Consider the following 21844-nt stretch of genomic DNA (forward strand, 5'->3'; position numbering starts at 1 on the left):
ACCTAATTAAGCCGCAACACTTGGGCGTTTTGCTACTTTTTCTTGCCATGCAACTAAATGGGTAAGCTCATTCGGGATTGCTATTTGTGCAAATCCAGCAAATACCAGCCCAGCATACAATGTAATATCAGCAATACTAAACTGCTCACCAGCAACAAACGCCGATTGCGCTAGTACATCATTAAAATAGCTAAACCCTTGGCGCGCTTTTTCGCCTTGTTTTTCACCCCAAGCCACATTTTGATATGTTTCAAGCTCAGGACCTAAGCCCATCAGTTGCATGATGAAAGTAAGTTGCCACAGCGTCAAGCACCATAGATTCTGCACGCTTTTGCATCATGTTAATTACTGCACGCTCTTTTGCGGTTTCACCCATTAAAGATGGGCCTTCAAATGCGGTATCAATATACTCAGTAATAGCGGTACTTTCTGATATAAACGTGCCGTCATCTAGCTCTAATACCGGCACACCTGCTAATGGGTTTTTAGCTAAAAAGGCTTTTGTTCTGTGTTCACCATTTAATAAATCAACAGGTACAAACTCAACATTTGAAGTGGCATTTTTTCAGCTAAAGCGATACGAACCCGAAGTGGATTTGGAAAGTTTTCTACATCATAAATTTTCATAGCAATCTCTATCTTTATTGTTTAAAAGTGAGTCAATAGAACCTACCTACCGATAGGTAACTTATAATATTAAACTAAATTTAAGTCAACGTTTAAATTTTTCTGATTTAGGGGATTTAACTTAATTCATAATAAAATTAGGGGGTTGCTTAAAAGTAAAAACGCTTGTAAATAACTACCTACTGGTCGATAATTTTGCTGTACCAATTGCATTAAATAAGTGAGCTATTATTGCGCTAAGAAAGCAGCGCAATAATTTTTAACGCAGTTAGTGATTTATTTAATGCGATACAATGATCATGTTTTAATAAAATTGGTATTGCTACGGATAGGAAATATTAAAAATGAGTAAAAAAGAAGCTTTATTAAAAGCCGCTGAAAACAAGGTGCGCCTTGGCGGATACAGTAATTTTAGTTTTAGAGAGCTAGCCTGCGAAGTCGGCATTAAAAGCGCCAGTGTGCACTATCACTTTCCGACTAAGGCCGATTTAGGTGCTGAGCTTGCTCATCAATATACTAATTCTTTTTTAGCTGCGTTAGGCGAGCCAAGCGAGCTTAAAGCAAGCGGTAAAAATCCTATTGATGTGTACACTCAGCTTTTTAGACGTGCATTAGTAACCGATAAAAAAATGTGTTTATGTGGGTTACTAGGAGCCGAAAGCGATAGCCTTCCAGATAAAGTACGCCTTGAAGTAAAACGCTTTTTTAATCAAAACCTAACATGGCTTAGCGCTGCACACTTAACTAATGGTGAGCCTAACCCCGCTCAAGCAGCTATTCAAACAGTGAGCCTGCTTGAGGGCGCTATGATGATAAGCAAAACGCTCGACGATAATAGTTACTTTGAACTTGCAACTCAGTAATACCTAAATTTAGTACACAAAAAAAGCGAGCTATTCATTATCAATAGCTCGCTTTTTTAATGCTTGAAATAACTTATGTGATTATTAGACCGCTGTTGGTTTAACTTTATGCTTAGAGTGCACGATAGTTAATACAATTAAACCTATCACAGCGACTACAGCGCCAATAGGTTTACCTAAATCACTTGATAAATTAAGACCAATTGCTGCAGTGCCAATATATGAAATTGTTACCGCTGTTGCTATAACAGCAGGAACACTGGCAATCCAATGGAATGTGCCACGGTCAAACAAGTACTTAGTGGCAAGCCATAATACGCTTGTAGAAAGCAGCATGTTTGAAAATGCAAAGTAGCGCCAAATTAATGAAAAATCGAGCTTCGTCATAAAGTACGCAATTGTCAGTATAGGAACGGCCACTAGTAATCGGTTACGTATGCTTTGCGGAATATTAAACGCATCAACAACAGTTAAACGTAATGAGCGGAACGCTGTATCACCAGAAGTAATTGGGAATACGGCTACTGCAATAATTGCCATTATACCGCCAAATACGCCTAAGTAACTGTTAGCTACATGGTTTACTACTAAACCTGGACCACCTTGATCAAGCAATGCTTTTAAGCCTGCGTAACCCTCTGGGAACGCTGCAATACCAGCAAGTGCCCATACACAACCTACAATACCTTCACACATCATAGCGCCGTAATAAACTGGACGTACGTATTTTTCGTTAGTTAAACAACGCGCAATAATAGGCGCTTGAGTAGAGTGAAAACCACTAATAGCACCACAGGTAATTGTTATAAATAACAGTGGCCATGTTGGTAGTCCATCTGGATTTGGCTCTAAAAAGTCATGTGCGTGATCAGCTTCAAAGTAAGCTAAAAAGTCACTTGGTACCGGTAAGTGCGGCGCATTAATAAGTAATGAAATAGCAATTGCCACTGTCATTACAATCATTAGCGCACCAAAAATTGGGTAAAACTTAGTGATAATTTTATCAATTGGTAGCAAGGTCGCTAAAAAGTAATACGCTAAAATAGCAAGTACCCAAAAGGTGTTATTTGCCAGTATTGTACCTTCAAAAAAATCAAGGTTACTTAGCAAACCTGCAGGGCTCATAATAAATACTACACCTACAAAAAACAGTAGCATGGCAGTAAATACAAGCATAAAGCCTTTAAATACGACGTTGTAATAATGCCCTGCGATTTCTGGTAGGCTTTTACCGTCTTCTTTTATACTCATTACACCTGAGAAGAAGTCGTGTACAGCGCCACCTAAAACATTACCAAGTACAATCCATACTAGTGCAACTGGTCCGTATAAAGCGCCTAAAATTGGGCCAAATATTGGGCCTACGCCAGCAATGTTTAAAAACTGAATTAAAAATGCTCTTACAGGGTGAATAGCGACGTAATCCACACCTTCGCTAAAGCGTTTTTGTGGTGTGTCAGCAGTTGAATCCAAACCGGCTTGTTTTTCAACAAATGGGCTGTAAAACTTATAGCCCAGTATTAAAATAGTGAGGCAGATAAAAAAGATGATCATAAAGCACGTTTCTCTTTTTGTATTTGTATTATAGAGCGCATTGTGTGTCGCCCCGCCTTTTCAATCCGTGAATAATCGACGAACAATAACAAAGCTTCAACCCTCAAACAATAAGACGTTTAGCTAATACGATAATCGATATAAGCCACTATTTACGCAACCTTCACACTTAACGTTCCACATTGAATATTTATTACACGCGTCTTATTTTGGGCACAAAAAAAGCGGTTAAACTTTTACGTTATAACCGCTTTCACACACAATGTTTTTTAAAGTGGGTTCATAAACTCACTAATTTGTTGATGCGTTAAAGTAGGTGTTGCGCCAGAACTTTCGGCGACTATTGATCCAACGGCACATGCAAAGTCAACGGCATATTGCGCGTCGTCGTTGCTACAAAGCTGATAAATTAACGAACCTAAAAACGAATCCCCTGCGCCAACAGTGTCAATTACGCTAATTAAATAACCTGAATTATAAAAATTATCGCCTTTGATTGTTAATAAAGCACCGTGGCTACCTTTGGTTACACATAAGTAATCGGTATTTGTTTGCTGTGCTATAAACGCTAAATTTTGTTCAAGCGAATGAAACTTACAACCCATCGCTTTTGCTATTTCGTATAGCTCTTCATCGTTTAACTTAATAAAGTCTGCTTTATTCATTAAACCTACAAGTGTTTCTAACTTGTAATGCGGCGCACGTAGATTTACGTCAAATACTTTAAAATTTGCTACATCAACTAGTTAATTTCATGTTGCCAAAGACGCTTCGCCCTATTAGGGCGTGTTCATCTTTGCGGTATGAAAAACAAACAGCATGAAGATAAGGTATAATTGAATTCGCTAAAAAACCTTACACCTAACCCTCATTCCAAGATTAATGTTAACAGACGCGACATGGAATGTCTTATCTAAAGTAACGTACCTAAGTGGTCGAATTTATAATAAGCCTGACCATAGAAAAACGCTCGAAGGCATACTGTATAAGATGCGCACAGGTATTCCATGGCGAGATTTACCTTCTGATTTTGGCTGTTGGAGTGCTCTCTATAGACGGTTTAATTTATGGTCCAAAAAAGATATTTTGAATGAATTGTTTCGCGCATTATCTCGTGATGCGGACATGGATTGGGCCTTCATTGATGGCAGCATTGTTAGGGCTTACCAACATAGTTGCGGCGTAAGAACCGCTGACAATGAATCAATCGGTAAGAGTCGAGGTGGCAATTCAACTAAAATTCACCTTGCAGTAGATAGCGGAGGATTGCCCATTTATTATGAATTATCCTGTGGAAATACGCATGATATCGTCCATGCAGAGTCACTCGTAGCCAACTGATCCACAAGTAATGTGGTTGTCGCAGACAAAGGCTACGATAGTGAAAAACTGAGAGAGTTTGTTCGTGATAATAACGCTACATCCGTGATTCCGCGTAAGGACAACTGTTTAGTCGGTAATGAAGATATTGACTAGGGGCTGTTGATCTTTCACATTGGTAGCCAAATCATTGCACATGCCAGCGCTAACATACTCTCAAACTGTAATTTCAATTTATCGTACCTTGTCGCTATAGCACGGAAGTGCTTTAGCCTTGCAAAGGCATTTTCAACTAAATGCCTATATTTATATAAGCACCAATCAATATCACCATTACCTGTTTTTGAGTTTTTCTTTCTAGGGATCACTGGGCTTGAGTTTCTCTCTCGAACCTTATTTCTAATGACTTCACTATCATAGCCTTTGTCTGCGATAACAAAATCGCCTTGGGGCAATAATTCAATCAGTTCATTTGCCACTTTACTATCATGAACATCGCCGCCTGTAATAATAAATTCAATTGGTAAGCCATAACTATCAACAGCTAAATGAATTTTACTTGTATTACCGCCACGACTTAATGCTATCGCTTGTTCTTGTTGAGACGCAGCACCTGTACTGTGTTGATGTGCTTTAACATAACTGCCATCAATGAATTCCCACTCAGTGTCACTATTGGCGGATAATGATTTGAACAACCTTATTAATATTCCTTTTTTAGACCAAAGTAGAAATCGGCGGTAAATAGTATTCCATAAACCAAAACACTCAGGGAGGTCACGCCATGGGCAACCAACACGTAAGCGATATAAAATTCCTTCCATCGTTTGTCTGTGTTCAAGCTTGTTATAAACTCTATCTTCAAGCAAAATTGATTTTAGCTTCGACCACAACTTATCAGTGAGCATTAATCGGGGCATGGTAATCTCGTAAGGTTTGTTTTTGGCGAAGTAAATTATACGAGATTACCGCTTACGCACAAAATTCAAACAAAGATCAACAGCCCCTAGTGCCTGTACAAATATCGGCACTTGGTTGAGAATGCATTTGCCCGTATTAAACAATATAGAGGGATAGCCACACGGTATGAAAAGCTTGAACGAAATTATCATCCAATGCTCGCTTTAGCATTTACTATGATGTGGCTACCAATGTGGGTTAATTAATATATGTACTACAAAGATCAACAGCCCCTAATTTAAGCATTACGAATTAAGCGCCGATTAATATTGTGCAACTTTTTAGTGCAACCCAATGATGAGCATAAGCCCGCCAATTAAGCAAATTCCCTTTGTTGCACGAGTATGTCACACACTGTAAGTATAAAACGCACCAACGTGGTGAAAATACGCTCAGATAAAACTAAACACCTTTGTATTTAATAAATTTTATAAAAGCATATTGCGACTCATAGCTTAGTTCTTAAGGAACACAGACCGTGTGACTTCCTATCTTAAAACGGCAAATATCATTGTTTTTCTGTAACTATTCACCATGGTAAATTATTTTCAAAGGATCTTTTTTAACTATTGACCGATCCCGCCAGTATGCCAAGCTAGGGCTATGACCTAATAGCCCTAGCTTCAATGAATTTAAACAGCATCAACATCGACGAAATCGTTGAGAAAACCAAAGCTCAATTACAAGAAGGTAAAACTCTCACGCCTGCGCTGAAGATGTCTATTGAACTCATTCTGGTTGTCGTTGTTATGTTAGCAAGTAAATTAGGGGCTGTTGATCTTTCACATTGGTAGCCAAATCATTGCACATGCCAGCGCTAACATACTCTCAAACTGTAATTTCAATTTATCGTACCTTGTCGCTATAGCACGGAAGTGCTTTAGCCTTGCAAAGGCATTTTCAACTAAATGCCTATATTTATATAAGCACCAATCAATATCACCATTACCTGTTTTTGAGTTTTTCTTTCTAGGGATCACTGGGCTTGAGTTTCTCTCTCGAACCTTATTTCTAATGACTTCACTATCATAGCCTTTGTCTGCGATAACAAAATCGCCTTGGGGCAATAATTCAATCAGTTCATTTGCCACTTTACTATCATGAACATCGCCGCCTGTAATAATAAATTCAATTGGTAAGCCATAACTATCAACAGCTAAATGAATTTTACTTGTATTACCGCCACGACTTAATGCTATCGCTTGTTCTTGTTGAGACGCAGCACCTGTACTGTGTTGATGTGCTTTAACATAACTGCCATCAATGAATTCCCACTCAGTGTCACTATTGGCGGATAATGATTTGAACAACCTTATTAATATTCCTTTTTTAGACCAAAGTAGAAATCGGCGGTAAATAGTATTCCATAAACCAAAACACTCAGGGAGGTCACGCCATGGGCAACCAACACGTAAGCGATATAAAATTCCTTCCATCGTTTGTCTGTGTTCAAGCTTGTTATAAACTCTATCTTCAAGCAAAATTGATTTTAGCTTCGACCACAACTTATCAGTGAGCATTAATCGGGGCATGGTAATCTCGTAAGGTTTGTTTTTGGCGAAGTAAATTATACGAGATTACCGCTTACGCACAAAATTCAAACAAAGATCAACAGCCCCTAGGACTTAACAGTAACAATAGCAGTATCCCGCCATCAAAAGACATCAACCGAAAAAACAAAACAAAGAGAAATCAGCCAAGTCAGCGGGTGGTCAAAAAGGCCGTGCAGGTAAAACACTAACCCAAACACAGACGCCTGATGAGATCAAAATCATCCTAGTTGAACGTGATTTTTTACCGAAAGGTCACTACCGTGAAATTGGCTTTCAAAAACGACAGGTTGTCGATATAGATATCAGGAAAGTGGTCACTGAATACCAAGCACAAATTCTGGAAAATGAGCAAGGTAAGCGTTTTATTGGTGAATTTCCAGAAGACGTTAACAGTCCTATTCAATATGGGGTTGGTGTAAAAGCCCATGCAGTTTACCTATCCCAATATCAATTACTCCCTTACAACCGCATTGAAGAATATTTTTGTGATCAACTCGGTATTCCAATCAGTGCGGGTAGTTTATTTAACTTTAATGAACAAGCAGCGGCCTTGGTAAAGTCCTCCGGCGCAGAAGCCGCGCTCAAGAAAGCCCTGAAAACGACTTATCAAGCCTTACACGTTGATGAAACGGGGATTAATATAGGTGGTAAACGACGATGGCTTCATGGTGCATCAACGACGTGGTGGACGTATTTTTACCCGCATGAGAAAAGAGGGAAAATAGCGATGGATGACGCCGATATTTTACCTCACTTTACTGGGGTACTATGCCACGACCACTGGAAACCGTATTATCAATATACACAGTGCCAACATGCCTTGTGTAATGCACATCATATCCGAGAGTTAGAAAGGGCATGGGAGCAAGACGGTATGCAATGGGCAAAGGATTTGCAAACCCTACTGACTGAAATCAATAAACATCAAATAGATAACCCCGAGCTAGATGCAGACACAAAAGCTCACTATATAGAGAAATATCAACAAATATTGGCTCAAGGTGACATTAAATGCCCTCCACCGGATAGAAACAGCCGAGTAAAAGGCCAGCGAGGCAGATTGAAACGAACAAAGTCTAGAGCGTTGTTAGAGCGGTTAAGAGATTATCAAGATGATGTCTTACGGTTCATGACGGAAACAGCGGTGCCTTTTAGCAACAACCAAGGTGAGAATGATATTAGGATGACCAAGGTTCATCAAAAGATATCTGGGTGCTTCAGAAGCATGCAAGGTGCAGAGATGTTTTGTTTAATCAGAAGCTACCTCTCGACTTGCAGAAAACAGCATGTATCAGCAAGCCTAGCCCTTGAATTACTCTTCAAAAATCAGTTACCTGATATATTTATTGAAAATGTGGCTGAATAGTTACGTTTTTCTCAATGCTTTGCCGCTTACAATTTACCGCTAGTAGCTCAAATACACGATGTATCTTATGGCTGCACCGTGTTTGTTCTATGCAATCCAGAATATCATCCAACCAAAGATAACTGCACTTACTCGCTCTAAATGTCGAGATCGCACACTTAAACATACCCGCTGCACTATGGCAGATAAAACGCTTGATAAGTGTTTGCAGTATGCTCAGCCAAACCAATGATTCGGCAATATGAGGATCTCGTGTGATGAACCCTTTAAGGTTATTCCATGACTTTAGTTCTTTGAAAAACAACTCAATTTGCCAACGAGTTGCATATATATCGAGTAGTTCGTCAAAGCTAAACTGTGCCTCTTTTAAATTAGTAACAAGGAAAACGGGGCGCTTTTCATTCGGTAAATAGATAAGCCTGTACTCGGGCCCATTTTTCTTCCAACGTACTGTTAATTCAAGTGGTTGGCTTGCGAATTTATCGAGTAACGTTTTGAGTTTAATGTTCTTTTCTTTAAGTTCTATACCCGCGCAATAAGCTGATGTAACGATTGGGTTAATGTTTTTATTTGCTCTGATCAAAAAATATCCGCCATCTTGAGCTACTTGCTCAAAGTAATCTAAGTCAAAATACCCAGCATCAGCAAGTAATAACGTATCTTCAAGTGTGTGGCTACCTGGTAAAAAGGCGCGCTCAGTTTCAACATCAGGACGAATATCTATTTCGCAGGGTTGTTCATTAAATAGGTCATAGGTAACGTGCAACTCAATTGCGGCAGGACTTACAGCAGTAAAACGACCAGCAAAAACCTGCGCTAATTCATCATGTAGAGCAAATGAAGAACCATCTTGCAATAACACTCGCTGTATTCCTCGCTGGGTAAAAAAGGTTTTATCCAGCGTGTTTACAGTCAATTTAGACATCGCTTGAATAACGAGCTCACGGACAAGCTCAGTCAAGGCTGGTTTTCGAATTTGATTATGAAAGGGTTTATAACTTATCGTGCAATCAGCCTGCGTTCGCAAGTTTTGATGGATATCTGACAAGTTAGCGTCTTGCAGGCAAGATAAGCTTTTAAATACGGCTTTGAGCAGAGAAACGATCGACAGGCAACGGTGTCGAACTTGAAATCCAGAGGTTTTTGCAAGATCAATGAGGTGTTTTTCTGAGATAAGGGCTTTTAATTGGTTTGAAACTTGGTTAATCTGCATGTGAACTCTGCTTTTAGTCATGTTTTTATTGGCGTAACTATTTGATCATTAACAGAGTTCAACTTCAAGTTTTCTTAAGATCCAACCTATGTATTGCGACTAAGGTCGTAGTAAAAAAATTACATTAATGTAAAAAGTGTATCTGCAAATTCATTTCATCTGTTTTACAAATCACATCAATCTAATTAATCACTTTTACCGAAGTTAATAAAATTAATACTATCGTTAACAGATTAACAGCCTGCATCACTGCCGGCACTTTTAAATAGATGAGGTCGACAATGAATACTCAAATAAACAAAACAAAATTAACACTCACTGCACTGGCACTTGCAATAGCATTACCGGCAAGCGCAGCAACAACTCTTACTAAAGATAACGGCGCGGCTGTTGGCGACAACCAAAATTCAATGACTGCTGGCGAGCGCGGCAGTGTATTACTAGAAGACGTGCAACTAATTCAAAAACTGCAACGCTTTGCACGTGAGCGTATTCCTGAGCGTGTTGTGCATGCTCGTGGTACTGGCGCACACGGTGTGTTTGTAGCATCAAAAGAGCTAGATGATTTAACAATTGCAGCACCGTTTGCACAAGCTGGTAAAGAAACAGACGTATTTGTTCGTTTTTCATCAGTAATTCACTCAAAAGGCAGCCCAGAAACACTGCGCGATCCACGTGGCTTTGCAACTAAGTTTTACACAGACCAAGGTAACTGGGATTTAGTAGGTAATAATTTACCTGTGTTCTTTATTCGCGATGCAATCAAATTTCCAGACATGGTTCACTCTTTAAAACCATCTCCGGTTGATAACATTCAAGATCCTAATCGCTTTTTTGATTTTTTCTCGTATGAACCAGGTTCTACACAAATGCTAACGTGGGTTTACAGCGACTACGGTACACCAGCAAGTCTTCGTAAAATGGATGGTTGGGGTGTACATGCATACAAAATGATTAATAAATCGGGTGATGTTAAATACGTTAAGTTTCATTGGGTAAGCCAACAAGGTATTGATAACCTTGACGCAAAAGAAGTAGCTAAAGTGCAAAGCCAAGACTTCCAACACTTAACACGCGACCTTTACAGCGAAATTGGTAAAGGCAACTTCCCTAAATGGGATCTATACATTAAAACGCTTGATCCGTCGCAGCTTGATGACTTTGATTACAACCCATTAGATGCAACAAAAATGTGGTTAGACATTAAAGAAACTAAAGTAGGAACAATGACCCTAAACCGTATGCCAACTAACTTCTTCCAGTCTACAGAACAAGTAGCAATGGCACCGGCAAACATTATTCCAGGTATTGAGCCATCAGAAGACCGTTTATTACAAGGTCGTATGTTTTCTTACGCTGATACACAAATGTACCGCCTAGGTGCTAACCACCAGCAATTGCCAATAAACCTTGCAAAAGTTGAAGTGGTTAACTACAACCAAGACGGCGCAATGAATATTGGTAACACTACAAGCAATGTGAACTACCAGCCAAGCCAAGAAAACGTAGCTGAAAACCCAATTGCACGTAGAAGTAACACAGAGCTAAAAGGCTTTGTACAACAAGCCGCGATTAAAAAGCAGCAAAACTTCGCGCAAGCAGGTGTTATATACCGTGGTTTTAGCAAGCAAGAACGTACAAACCTAATTAATAACCTAGCAGGCGATTTAGGCAAAGTGCAAAACAGCAGTGTTAAACACAAAATGCTTAGCCACTTTTACAAAGCTGATAGTGAGTACGGTACACGCTTAACTAAAGCTGTAAAAGGCGATATTAAAATGGTTAAACAACTAGCAGCTAACTTATAAGCAACTAGTTAAAAGCAATTAGTCCCAACTAAATAGCTATTTAAACCACAACCATGAGGAAGGAATAAACCCCTTCCTCTTTTATAAGAGGCAATGGTTATGCGTAATTTATTAATTATAGTCGCCCTACTGCTAAGCTTTACCAGTAGCGTTTACGCTCAAAATACATCAGATACACAAACACCCAGTACGCAAGTTGAAAACCAACATTCTGCAAAAACTCAATACCAAAGCTTATTTGCTTATTATTTTGCCGCAGCACGCACAAACGACACCGCAGTAATAGAGCAATTTGTAGATGCTGGTATTCCTATCGACAGCTACAACAACAAAGGCTACACCGCGTTAATGATTGCCACTTATCACGGTAATAAAAACACGGTTAACACGCTTTTACACTTAGGCGCTAATGCCTGTTTAGAAGATAACCGTGGCAACACAGCGCTAATGGCCGCTATTTTTAGAGGTGAATTTAGTATCGCTAAAACGCTCGTATCACTTGATTGCGATAACGCGCATCAAAACAAAGCCGGTCAAACAGCCGAGCAGTTTGCACAAACATTTGGTCAACAAAAAGTTATAGAGTTACTAGCGCAGGTAAATAATGCAAAATAATCTGCACGCAACAAAAAGCCCTAAAATAATAGGGCTTATTTTTAATAAAATTAGTCTTATGTTGCAGACGCTATTTGAGGTTGTTTAGGCTTTTCTCGCGTTACAAAGTAGCAAATTAGCGAGCCCACTGTTACCAGTACAACCCCCTGCCAAAACGAAGCACTCAGCGTAATAGATAAATACAACGCCGAAATAATAGTAGAAAACACCGGTGTAAAGTACGAAAGCGTTCCCAAAAGCATTAAGTTACCGCCAATAATAGCTTGATTCCACAGTGCATAACCGCTCCCCACGACTACACCGGCTAATAGCAATGTTATGCTTGATCTGAGTGAAAACGTTAATGGCGCTTCATTACTAAAACCATATTGCGCCCACAAACTCATTGCCGTAACCGCAAAAAATAACGTAATGGCATTTTTACCATTACTCAGCTTTTGCGTTACTACGCAATAAATAGCCCATATAAACGCTGCAGCTAATGCCATTAAGTAAGTAGCAGGATTATCAGCAAAGTTAGTAACAAGCGTATCTAGTGACATTTTTTGATCGCCCGTAATACACCAAGCAACGCCTAAAAAAGCAATGATCATGCTTGGGTAAACCCAGAAACTTACTTTTTTACGACCAATAATAATAGAGAGCAGTATAGTCAGCGTGGGCCATAAATAATTAATAACCGCCATTTCCATTGCCTGATGACGGCTGTTTGCCATACCAATAGAAAGCGCCAAGCAAATTTCGTACGCTACAAATAATAAAGTACCTATTACCAAGTAACGTTTTGAAAACCCACTAAACTTGGGCACTCCCATAACCAAAATTAAAAATATCGCACTGACAGAATACATAGCCGCCGCACCACCAATTGGACTAAACAACTCAGAAATATCCCGTAGTAATGCAACTAAGCAACTCCACAGTAATATTGCAGCAACTCCATATAGTGTATATTTATTTTTGCTTATAAAGTCCATTTACCAACCTAAAAGTACTACTCGTAAATTTGAAACTAAACTAACAGTAATTATTTAATTAAACAATCAAGGTTAATAGCTTAAACGTCTCGTTTGTTTTTAGCATTCACCCTTTTTAGTAATTGACCTTTTGGTCAGTAAAGCTACAATCAATCAATACGTTAAACACGCAAACTTTATAATGACCACACAAATAAAGCCAAATAAAAAAGAAGTCACACGCGAGAAAAACCAAAAACTAATTTTAGATGCCGCCGAGCAATTGTTTTCGCAATTAGGTTACGACGGAGCAAGTATGAGCATGGTTGCTAAAGAAGCGCAGGTGCCAAAAGCTAATATTTTGTATTACTTTAAAAGTAAGGATGGTCTGTACGAGTCTGTGATCGACCGCATAATAGCTAATTGGAACTTAGGGCTTGATAACGTCACAATTAACGACGATCCAGCTACCGTGCTTTATAACTATATTAAAAGCAAAGTAATACTGGCCGTAAATCAGCCAATGCAATCTCGCTTATTTGCCAGTGAAATACTGCGCGGTGCACCCTATTTACAAAACTACTTTAGAACCAATACCCGCCCTTGGGTTAAACAAAAGGTTGATGTACTTCAAGCATGGATGGACGCAGATAAAATGGATAAGGTTGATCCCTACCATTTGCTCTTTACTATTTGGTCTACCACGCAATATTACGCCGACTTTCAGGCTGAGGTTTTACTCGTAATGAACAAATTAGAGTACGACGAAACCGATGTGGCACAAATTACGCAATCAATTGCCCACATAATTTTAAAAGGTATTGGTCTTAAAATACCTGAGCAAAGTGAGACTTAACCCATGACATCCTTTACTACACCCGATTTATTTGACGATCATCGCGATAACGTGCAAGTAGCAGACAGCGGCCTTTATCACTTTGGTAAAAAAACCACGTTTTATGGCAAAGTAGTTACCGTTACCTGCCCAGAAGACAACTCTTTTGCCGCCGATATATTGCATGAAAATGGTAAAGGTAAAGGTAAAGGTAAAGTGTTAGTTATAAACGGGTTTGCGAGCAAACGCTTTGCGTTTATAGGCGATATTATGGCTGAGCGTGCCCTAAATAATGGCTGGGAAGGCGTAATAATAAATGGCTGTTGCCGAGATATTGAGATACTTGCCACGATGAACTTACCTGTAATGGCGCTAGGCTCTACACCGCGTAGTACCTTAAAGCGCGGCTTTGGTGATAAAAACCAAGCTGTTACCATGCTTAGCACCACTATTGAACCTAACGATTGGGTTTACGCCGATATTAACGGTTTAATCATCAGTAAAACGCCCCTTATTTAGCACTCAAAACCATATAAATAGAGACCAACTTGGTGCACCTACGCACCAAGTTGGTTTGTTTTAGCTCATTTTAATCTCACTATTTCTACAGCCCACATTTACAAACCTCATACAACCCAATAAAACCTGACCAGTTGGACAGGATTTTAATTTATGGCATTCCTCTTGCTTAGGTTTTAAACAATATAATAAGCTAAACGATTAAAAAGCGGATCAGGCTCTGTAAAATAAAAACAAGATGTTACGCAGTGAGCTGAAAAATAATAAAAATTAATCCGTCTTTTTAATCACTCTAAATCTGAACTGCTTGGTCAGATTTTTTATAACGAGTGGTGATATGAGTACCAAAAATAATAATACGACCGGTATTTTTTGTGACCATGGTCCTACCCTGTGGCAAACAAACCAATCTGGTCTACTTGCAAACAATCGCTTAGCTGTAAAAGATGTATTTGCAGTAAAGGGCGAGCGTAACAGCGCAGGCAACCCACACTGGTTTAAAACAGCTAAACCGGCTCAAAATACGGCAAGCTCGGTTACTAAGCTCATGACCGCTGGTTGTAACTTTATAGGCTTTACCCACACAGACGAACTGGCTTATAGCTTAGAGGGTAATAATATACATTATGGCGCTGCGCAAAATCCTAAATTAAAAGGGCATGCTTGCGGTGGTTCGAGTATGGGGTCTGCTGCTGCAGTTGCTGCAAACTTAGCTGATATTGGCTTAGGCACCGACACTGGCGGCTCAATTAGAATACCCGCCAGCTATTGTGGTTTATATGGCATAAGGCCAAGCCATAACGTGGTTGAAAAAGACGGCCTAATACCGTTGGCTCCGCCTTTTGATACCATAGGTTGGCTTACCCAAAGCCCCGAGCTATTAAGCGATGTAGGTAATGTACTGTTACCAAATCAAGCTATTAATAACGTTCATACCTTAGTTATTTGCGAGCCGTTATTTGAACTCGTTGACTCTGCTTTACAAGCCCCACTTAAACAATTGCTTAAAAAAACCAAGCCTAATTTTAAGCACCATAAAGAATTTGAACTACCTAACAGCAGCTTATTAAATGAACTTGCGGATAGTTTTAGAGTACTGCAAGGGCGAGCAATCGCAAAAACGCATAAAGATTGGCTTCAATTGCAGGGGCAACTTCCCCAGTTTGCTCCAGCAATTGCGGCACGTTTTAATATGGCGCTTGCCCTAACTGAGCAAGAAGAACAAGAAGCACTAAAAGTACAAACCCAATGGCAAACACTAATAGCTAAAAACCTAAATACAAACAGCTGTTTATTTTTGCCAACCACACCCACAACCGCACCTAAATTAGGCGCCGACACAAGCGCCTTACGCATGCAAATTATTACGCTTTCGGCAATTGCAGGGCTTAGTGGCTCAGCGCAAGTGCATTTACCGCTGGCTGATTTAGCAAATGATCATCCGTATGGTTTTTCATTAATGATGAGCCACGGTAACGATAAAAGCCTACTTGCTTGCGTTAAGCACCTAGCTGCACACTTTAAACAAGGCACAACGGCATGACCACACACAACATTGCATTTACCGCGTCTCATTTTTCGGCCACTGAGGCGGGTATAAATATACTAAAACAAGGCGGTACAGCTACCGAGGCTATGGTAGCAGCTGCCGCCGCTATTAGCGTTGTATACCCACATATGAACTCAATTGGTGGCGACAGCTTTTGGCTTATCGATAACCCAAACCAAAAAACGCCCACTGCTATTGACGCCTGCGGCCGCGCAGCAACTAATACAACGGCGTATAACCCGCTCGCGCAAATACCAGAGCGCGGCGGATTAAGCGCACTAACTCAAGCGGGCACAATACGCGGTTGGCAAAAAGCGCTTGAACTAGATGAGCATGCAGCACTACCACTGTCAAAAATTTTAGCACCCGCTATTGAGCTTGCGCGCGAGGGCTTTACCGTTACAAAAAGCTTGCAAGCAGGCTGCGAAAAACTAGCCGCTGCTAACAATACCAATGACGCGTTTAAAAGCCTCTACATACCCAATGGTAACCCCTTGCAAGCAGGTCAACATTTTAAAAACCCTAAACTTGCAGCAACGTTTGAATACCTAGCAAAACATGGTTTAAACGCATTTTATGAAGGCGCACTTGCCAACTCATTTGCCGCCGACTTAGCAAAAGCAGGCAGCTCAATCACCGCAGGTGACATTGCAAATACAAAAGCTGAGGTCGTTACTGCGCTAAATGCAAACCTCAGTGGTATTAATTGCTACAACTTACCCGCGCCAACACAAGGCGTGCATTCACTACAAATAATTGGTGCCGTAAATAAGTTAAAGCATTTAGCTAAAACCGATGCCGATTGGACGCACTTAATTGTTGAGGCAACTAAACAAAGCTTTACGCATCGCCCTACCCTTTGGGCTGATCCTGAAGTCTTAGGGGATGATTATAAAAACGCACTAACCGATGATCGCTTAAGTCAACTTGCTAACAATATTGATATGAGTAAAGCACAGCAATGGCCATTTAACGCAGAGCCTGGCGATACAGTGTGGATGGCTGCAAGAGATAAAAACGGGCAATTAGTAAGTTTTATCCAAAGTATTTACTGGGAATTTGGCAGCGGAATACTAATGAGCGAAGGCGGCTTTGTGTGGAATAACCGAGGTTTAAGCTTTAGTTTAAACAATGAAGATATTGATGCGAGTAACAATATTAACGCCCTTGCGCCAAATAAAAAGCCGGCTCATACACTTAACCCAGCAATGGCAAAGTTTAGCGATGGTCGTCAACTTGCTTACGGAACAATGGGCGGTGAAGGGCAACCACAAACCCAAGCCGCTGTTTTTGTAGGCTACGCGTGGCGAAATAAATTTATAAAACAAGCAATTAGCGACCCTCGTTGGTTACTTGGACGAACATGGGGCGATACAAGTACAAATTTAAAAATTGAAAAAGGGTTAGTTTTTCATATAGAACATGAATTAAATCAACGTGACCACGATTGGGTAAGCGTTGATAATAATAACGAAATGATGGGGCACGCTGGGGCGATTTTAGATACACCTACAAGCCTTGAAGCTGCAACAGATCCTCGTTCAGATGGACGTGCAACAGTAACTACAGCAGGAACACAATGTCAGAAATAATAAACCAATGGCCAATAGTAGCGGCCTTAATAGCAACCGGTATTTTTGCCGGAATTTTAGCAGGACTTTTTGGTGTAGGCGGCGGTATTGTTATCGTACCTGTGCTGTATTTTTTACTGCAAGGTTTTGGTGTAAGCCCAGAGTCGGCAATGATGATAGCCACCGCCACATCACTTGCAACCATAGTACCTACTTCGCTTTCATCTATTCGCTCGCATCATAGCAAAGGGAATATTGATCTTGCGCTAATAAAATACTGGGCACCGTTTATATTAGTTATGGCGGTAGTCGGTAGTATTATTGCTCATACCGTTCGCAGTAACGCATTAGTGCTCATGTTTGCCTGCATTGCTATTCTAGTCAGTTTAAACATGTTATTTAGAGCCGGCGCACCTGCGCTTGTAAAACAACTGCCAGGTAAATTTGGTCAAGCCGTTATGGCAAGTATTGTAGGTGGTTTGTCGGTAATGATTGGCATAGGTGGCGGCACTATTGGCGTACCTATGCTAAACGCATTTAATGTACGCGCCCATGTTGCAGTAGGTACTGCGGCCGTTTTTGGTTTATTGATTGCGCTACCGGGCGTTATTACCTTATTAAGTATTGGCACAACGCCAACCGATGCTCCCCTTGGTACTTGGGGATTGGTAAACCTCCCTGCCTTTTTTCTTATTATTCCGCTGACTATTTTATTTGCGCCTATTGGCGTAAAAATTGGTAGCAAGCTGGATCAAAAACAACTAAAACGCGCCTTTGCCGTTGTATTAATGATAACCGGCATACGCATGCTCATTCAGACTCTGGGAGCCTAAAATATGTTTAATAACACGCAAGTTCAAACCTTAAACCCACCACAGCGTTTATTAATGGGACCAGGCCCTATTAATGCAGATCCTCGTGTTTTACGTGCTATGTCGGCGCAACTTATAGGTCAATACGACCCAGTAATGACCGGTTTTATGAACGAAACCATGGCGCGTTACCGCGAAATTTTTAAAACTAAAAACGAATGGACCATGCTAATAGATGGCACATCGCGCGCAGGTATTGAAGCCGTATTATGCTCAATTTTACGCCCAGGCGATAAAGTACTAGTGCCAATTATGGGGCGGTTTGGCCACCTACTTGCTGAAATAGCAGAACGCGTTGGCGCAAAGGTGCACACAATAGAAGTACCGTGGGGCGAAGTGTTTACGCCAGAGCAAATCGAAAAAGCCATTGTTGATGTAAAACCCCATGTACTTGCTATGGTACAAGGCGATACATCCACCACCATGAACCAACCTCTTGAGCATATTGGCGATATTTGCCAAAAGCACGATGTACTATTTTATTGCGATGCCACCGCCTCTATTGTGGGTAACGAACTTCCTGCCGATGAATGGAAACTCGATGCACTTTCGGTTGGTTTGCAAAAATGTTTAGGCGGTCCTTCTGGTTCAGCGCCATTAACGCTTAGCGACAAATGCGCCGAGTGGATCCAAAAACGTAAAAAGGTAGAAGCAGGTATTCGCACGGCCGACCATACCGATGGCACAGAGCCCTTTGTGCGCTCTAACTATTTTGATTTAGGTATGATCATGAATTACTGGGGAGAAGAGCGCCTTAACCATCATACCGAAGCCACCAGCATGCTGTACTGCGCCTCAGAATGCGCCCGCATAGTAATTGAAGAAGGCGTAGATAACTGCGTAGCGCGCCACAAATTACATGGCGATGCCATGCTAACAGGCATTCAAGCGCTCGGCTTAAATGTATTTGGTGATTTAACACATAAAATGAACAACGTACTGGGTGTGTATATACCCGAGGGCATTCATGCCGATCACGTCCGCGGACAGATGCTAACCGATTTTGGAATAGAAATTGGCACTTCGTTTGGGCCACTGCATGGCAAAATTTGGCGTATTGGCACCATGGGCTACAACGCCCGAAAAGATGCTGTATTACAAACACTTGCAAGCTTAGACGCTTGCTTACATGCCAACGGTTACAAAGGCCCTAAGGGCGAAGCCGCCATTGCCGCCCTTGCTCACTATAAATAAAAAAGGATTTAGCATGACGATTGTAAGCCCACAACACAGCCCTTTATTAGATAAAGAACTTGCTGATGAATACGCAACACGCGCTTTATCTCGCTGTAAAACTCTCAGCGCACTATCGCAAATGCAAGGCGGCATTCACCGCGTGTACTTATCAAAAGAGCACAAAGAGTGTAACGCTGTTACTGCATCGTGGATGGTTGAGGCTGGCATGCAATCGTGGCAAGACGAAGTGGGCAACCTTTGGGGTCGGCTTAAATCATCAAACCCCCATGCTAAACGTTTAATTATAGGATCGCACCTCGACACCGTTCCAAACGCAGGTGCGTTTGATGGTATTTTAGGTGTACTACTGGGGATAGAAATTGCAGCGCTTGCACATAAGTTAAAGCTCGACCTGCCCTTTCATTTAGATGTAGTGGGCTTTTGCGATGAAGAAGGCACCCGCTTTGCCACAACTTTAATTGGCTCAAAAGCCCTCGCTAACGAATTTGACCCACAGTGGCTAAACATTGAAGACACAAACGGCATAACTATGCGCCAAGCCATGCTCGACTTTGGCCTAAACCCTAACGACTATGCAAAGGCCGCACTAAACAAAAACGAATTACTAGGTTACTGGGAAACTCATATTGAACAAGGTCCGGTGCTCGAATCGGTTAATCAGGCGTTAGGCGTTGTAACGGCTATTGCAGGGGCAAAACGCGCCATGCTTACCCTAACAGGCCAAAGCGGTCATGCGGGTACAACCCCAATGAACTTGAGGCAGGATTCACTAGCAGGCTGCGCTGAATTAGTAACCGAAATTGAAAAACTAGTAAGCAATGCTAAAAATGGCGAAGTTGCCACCGTAGGGCAAATACAGTCTCGCCCAGGCGCTACAAACGTGATTGCAGGTAAAACGACCATAAGCTTAGACGCACGCGCACAAAGCGACACCGATCTCGCTAACTTACTAAGCGCCATACAAAGCAGCGCACAATCTATAGCAAGCAAACGCAATTTAACGCTTGATTGGCAATGGACGCATGCCGCCGGTGCCGTAGCGTGCGACACCACTATTCAGCATTTGTTTTCAAGCGCATGTAAACTCAACAACCAAGCATCGCCTTCACTTGCCTCAGGCGCTGGGCACGATGCAATGGCAATCGCTCCTATTTGCCCCGTTGGCATGTTGTTTATACGCAGCCCTGGCGGTATAAGCCATCACCCAGCAGAAGCGGTTATAGACAGCGATGTAACAAAGGCACTCAGTGTATTGTACAGCGCGCTTTTACTTTATGTGAAAGAGTGTGAGTGATTTTAAGGTAATCGAGTAAACCAAGTATATTAACTTGGTATGCTTAGGGGCTTAAACCTCCTCAAAGTCATTTGGAGGTTATTACTGAAGGCAGGTAAATGCAGGAATATACGTTATTTAAAGTAGCTTTATCGGACTGCCCTTTGCTCTTTTAGGCTAAGGCGTTTATGTGAGCTATATACATGTTGAATGTTTGTACCATTAACCAAATATGCATCCATTTCAACAGTAATTAGCCCCGATAATGGCTTGATTTCTAGAACACCCAACTCACCTAAATTTGCAGATAGTAAAGTATTATTCCTAATAGCTAACAAAGTTTTGTCAGTATCTCGTAAGTCACCATTCACATATAATTTAGCACCACTAAACCAATTGTTAATTATTTTAACTTTGATTGACTTAATAGTAAATTAAAAGGATTTTCTCATCAGATCTCCATATTCAGAAAATGTAATTATTATACTTTGTGTTCTTATGTGTTTGGCGCACAAACACTTTCTTTTAATACCCGTTTAGTCGATGCTGGGTAATTTTTTAGTGCAGCCAAAGGGCGAATTGGCCGCTGAACCAAATTACCTGAGCAGTTTGGGCACACGTTATTTAACAGCGTTTGAGCACAACCAGAACAAAATGTGCATTCAAATGAACAAATAAAAGCCTCACTGGACTGTGCAGGTAGATTCTTATCACAACATTCACAATTAGGTCTTAAATCTAGCATTTAGAGCTCCCTTTTATCCACCCAATACTGAGTAAATATCTATTACCTTTTATAACTTTTGATACCTGATGCTCACTTACATCAGGGCGGAATAGCTTAACCCGCTTTGTTTCAAATATCGGATTACTGCAAATAAACTCACCACCCAAATCTGCTTTTTTAAGCACTATATTCAATCGATAGTGTTTACCAGATTCAACTTTGTCTGTGTGTGGTGCTATTTCACTTCCTTGTGGGAATTTAAGCAAATATGTATCAAATTTAATTGGCCACGTAGCACCACAAATCAACATTTTATCGTAGCCTGATTTTTGTCGGCCTCGCTCCCAACAAAATAATTTACTCAAAAAAAACATACAATCCCTCGAAACAGCTAACAAGCTGCAGGTTAACTCGTTATTCTATTTTTCTTGATAAACCAACCATAGCCGAGTTCATATTTTGATTC

19 protein-coding genes and 5 pseudogenes are annotated in these 21844 nt (G+C 40.8%); 14 read left to right on the forward strand and 10 right to left on the reverse strand.

What is annotated here, in order from left to right; genetic code table 11:
* Positions 1-6: 6 nt before the first annotated feature.
* Positions 7-627, reverse strand: a pseudogene (locus AC0VZ4_RS22925) (glutathione S-transferase family protein).
* A gap of 344 nt (positions 628-971) precedes the next feature.
* On the opposite strand from AC0VZ4_RS22925, the gene AC0VZ4_RS22930 reads away from it, so the two are divergent.
* Positions 972-1490 (forward strand): TetR/AcrR family transcriptional regulator, encoded by a 519-nt coding sequence (locus AC0VZ4_RS22930; RefSeq protein ID WP_182736735.1) that lies wholly within the window; start codon positions 972-974, stop codon positions 1488-1490.
* Between the two features lie 84 nt (positions 1491-1574).
* Here the strand turns inward: AC0VZ4_RS22930 and AC0VZ4_RS22935 are convergent, their stop codons facing one another.
* Both AC0VZ4_RS22935 and AC0VZ4_RS22940 read right to left on the reverse strand, forming a co-directional pair.
* On the reverse strand, positions 1575-3044 hold the full coding sequence (locus AC0VZ4_RS22935; protein ID WP_033028500.1) for a carbon starvation CstA family protein: 1470 nt from the start codon (positions 3042-3044) through the stop codon (positions 1575-1577).
* Between the two features lie 269 nt (positions 3045-3313).
* Positions 3314-3790, reverse strand: a pseudogene (locus tag AC0VZ4_RS22940) (carbohydrate kinase family protein); the annotation flags it as partial.
* 124 nt (positions 3791-3914) lie between these two features.
* Here AC0VZ4_RS22940 and AC0VZ4_RS22945 point away from each other — a divergent pair.
* A pseudogene (locus tag AC0VZ4_RS22945) lies at positions 3915-4484 on the forward strand (IS5 family transposase); the annotation flags it as partial.
* A 50-nt stretch (positions 4485-4534) separates the two neighbouring features.
* Here the strand turns inward: AC0VZ4_RS22945 and AC0VZ4_RS22950 are convergent.
* A complete protein-coding gene (locus tag AC0VZ4_RS22950) occupies positions 4535-5284 on the reverse strand; it encodes an IS5 family transposase (protein ID WP_475439649.1) in 750 nt (249 codons plus the stop codon).
* A gap of 90 nt (positions 5285-5374) precedes the next feature.
* Between AC0VZ4_RS22950 and AC0VZ4_RS22955 the strand changes: the two are divergent.
* Together AC0VZ4_RS22955 and AC0VZ4_RS22960 are read left to right on the forward strand one after the other, a co-directional pair.
* Positions 5375-5530, forward strand: a pseudogene (locus AC0VZ4_RS22955) (transposase); the annotation flags it as partial.
* 420 nt (positions 5531-5950) lie between these two features.
* Positions 5951-6118, forward strand: coding sequence for a hypothetical protein (locus tag AC0VZ4_RS22960; RefSeq protein ID WP_475441726.1), 168 nt, complete (start codon positions 5951-5953; stop codon positions 6116-6118).
* Here the strand turns inward: AC0VZ4_RS22960 and AC0VZ4_RS22965 are convergent.
* Complete coding sequence (locus AC0VZ4_RS22965) at positions 6107-6856, reverse strand: IS5 family transposase (protein ID WP_475439649.1); 750 nt, start codon at positions 6854-6856, stop codon at positions 6107-6109. The two genes, AC0VZ4_RS22960 and AC0VZ4_RS22965, sit on opposite strands and share 12 nt — an antisense overlap.
* Positions 6857-6942: 86 nt before the next feature.
* Between AC0VZ4_RS22965 and tnpC the strand changes: the two are divergent.
* Positions 6943-8243, forward strand: a pseudogene (tnpC, locus tag AC0VZ4_RS22970) (IS66 family transposase); the annotation flags it as partial.
* Here tnpC and AC0VZ4_RS22975 read toward each other — a convergent pair.
* A complete protein-coding gene (locus AC0VZ4_RS22975; RefSeq protein ID WP_475441727.1) occupies positions 8221-9456 on the reverse strand; it encodes an IS4 family transposase in 1236 nt (411 codons plus the stop codon). The pseudogene tnpC and the gene AC0VZ4_RS22975 sit on opposite strands and share 23 nt — an antisense overlap.
* 281 nt (positions 9457-9737) lie before the next feature.
* Between AC0VZ4_RS22975 and AC0VZ4_RS22980 the strand changes: the two genes are divergently transcribed.
* Both AC0VZ4_RS22980 and AC0VZ4_RS22985 read left to right on the forward strand, forming a co-directional pair.
* Positions 9738-11264 carry a catalase gene (locus AC0VZ4_RS22980; RefSeq protein ID WP_475441728.1) on the forward strand — a complete coding sequence of 509 codons (1527 nt, stop codon included), beginning with the start codon at positions 9738-9740 and terminating at the stop codon, positions 11262-11264.
* A 99-nt stretch (positions 11265-11363) separates the two neighbouring features.
* A complete protein-coding gene (locus AC0VZ4_RS22985) occupies positions 11364-11879 on the forward strand; it encodes an ankyrin repeat domain-containing protein (RefSeq protein WP_007378540.1) in 516 nt (171 codons plus the stop codon).
* Positions 11880-11935: 56 nt separating this feature from the next.
* On the opposite strand, the gene yddG is transcribed toward AC0VZ4_RS22985, so the two are convergent.
* A complete protein-coding gene (gene yddG, locus AC0VZ4_RS22990) occupies positions 11936-12856 on the reverse strand; it encodes an aromatic amino acid DMT transporter YddG (protein WP_007378541.1) in 921 nt (306 codons plus the stop codon).
* 181 nt (positions 12857-13037) lie between these two features.
* Here yddG and AC0VZ4_RS22995 point away from each other — a divergent pair, with 181 nt between their 5' ends.
* From AC0VZ4_RS22995 to AC0VZ4_RS23025, 7 genes are all read left to right on the forward strand, one after another.
* A complete protein-coding gene (locus AC0VZ4_RS22995) occupies positions 13038-13691 on the forward strand; it encodes a TetR/AcrR family transcriptional regulator (protein WP_004334664.1) in 654 nt (217 codons plus the stop codon).
* Positions 13692-13694: 3 nt separating this feature from the next.
* Positions 13695-14189, forward strand: a complete 495-nt coding sequence (locus AC0VZ4_RS23000) for a putative 4-hydroxy-4-methyl-2-oxoglutarate aldolase (RefSeq protein WP_475441729.1) — start codon at positions 13695-13697, stop codon at positions 14187-14189.
* Positions 14190-14526: 337 nt separating this feature from the next.
* Positions 14527-15732 (forward strand): amidase family protein, encoded by a 1206-nt coding sequence (locus tag AC0VZ4_RS23005; RefSeq protein ID WP_475441730.1) that lies wholly within the window; start codon positions 14527-14529, stop codon positions 15730-15732.
* A complete protein-coding gene (locus tag AC0VZ4_RS23010) occupies positions 15729-17330 on the forward strand; it encodes a gamma-glutamyltransferase family protein (RefSeq protein ID WP_475441731.1) in 1602 nt (533 codons plus the stop codon). The genes AC0VZ4_RS23005 and AC0VZ4_RS23010 overlap by 4 nt, the downstream gene beginning before the upstream one ends.
* Complete coding sequence (locus AC0VZ4_RS23015; RefSeq protein WP_475441732.1) at positions 17318-18142, forward strand: sulfite exporter TauE/SafE family protein; 825 nt, start codon at positions 17318-17320, stop codon at positions 18140-18142. Before AC0VZ4_RS23010 ends, AC0VZ4_RS23015 begins: the two co-directional genes overlap by 13 nt.
* A gap of 3 nt (positions 18143-18145) precedes the next feature.
* Positions 18146-19375: a pyridoxal-phosphate-dependent aminotransferase family protein gene (locus AC0VZ4_RS23020; RefSeq protein WP_475441733.1), complete on the forward strand. Its 1230-nt coding sequence runs from the start codon at positions 18146-18148 to the stop codon at positions 19373-19375.
* A gap of 13 nt (positions 19376-19388) precedes the next feature.
* Positions 19389-20672: an allantoate amidohydrolase gene (locus AC0VZ4_RS23025; protein ID WP_475441734.1), complete on the forward strand. Its 1284-nt coding sequence runs from the start codon at positions 19389-19391 to the stop codon at positions 20670-20672.
* A 128-nt stretch (positions 20673-20800) separates the two neighbouring features.
* On the opposite strand, the gene AC0VZ4_RS23030 is transcribed toward AC0VZ4_RS23025, so the two are convergent.
* From AC0VZ4_RS23030 to AC0VZ4_RS23040, 3 genes are all read right to left on the reverse strand, one after another.
* Positions 20801-21079, reverse strand: a complete 279-nt coding sequence (locus AC0VZ4_RS23030; RefSeq protein ID WP_475442226.1) for a hypothetical protein — start codon at positions 21077-21079, stop codon at positions 20801-20803.
* A 68-nt stretch (positions 21080-21147) separates the two neighbouring features.
* The gene (locus tag AC0VZ4_RS23035) at positions 21148-21396 is read right to left on the reverse strand and encodes a DUF1272 domain-containing protein (RefSeq protein ID WP_457934604.1); all 249 of its coding nucleotides are present in this window, start codon (positions 21394-21396) and stop codon (positions 21148-21150) included.
* Positions 21390-21752: a 2OG-Fe(II) oxygenase gene (locus AC0VZ4_RS23040; protein ID WP_010553586.1), complete on the reverse strand. Its 363-nt coding sequence runs from the start codon at positions 21750-21752 to the stop codon at positions 21390-21392. The genes AC0VZ4_RS23035 and AC0VZ4_RS23040 overlap by 7 nt, the downstream gene beginning before the upstream one ends.
* Positions 21753-21844: the final 92 nt, after the last annotated feature.

This window comes from Pseudoalteromonas sp. QJM3NY_22, assembly GCF_056173065.1.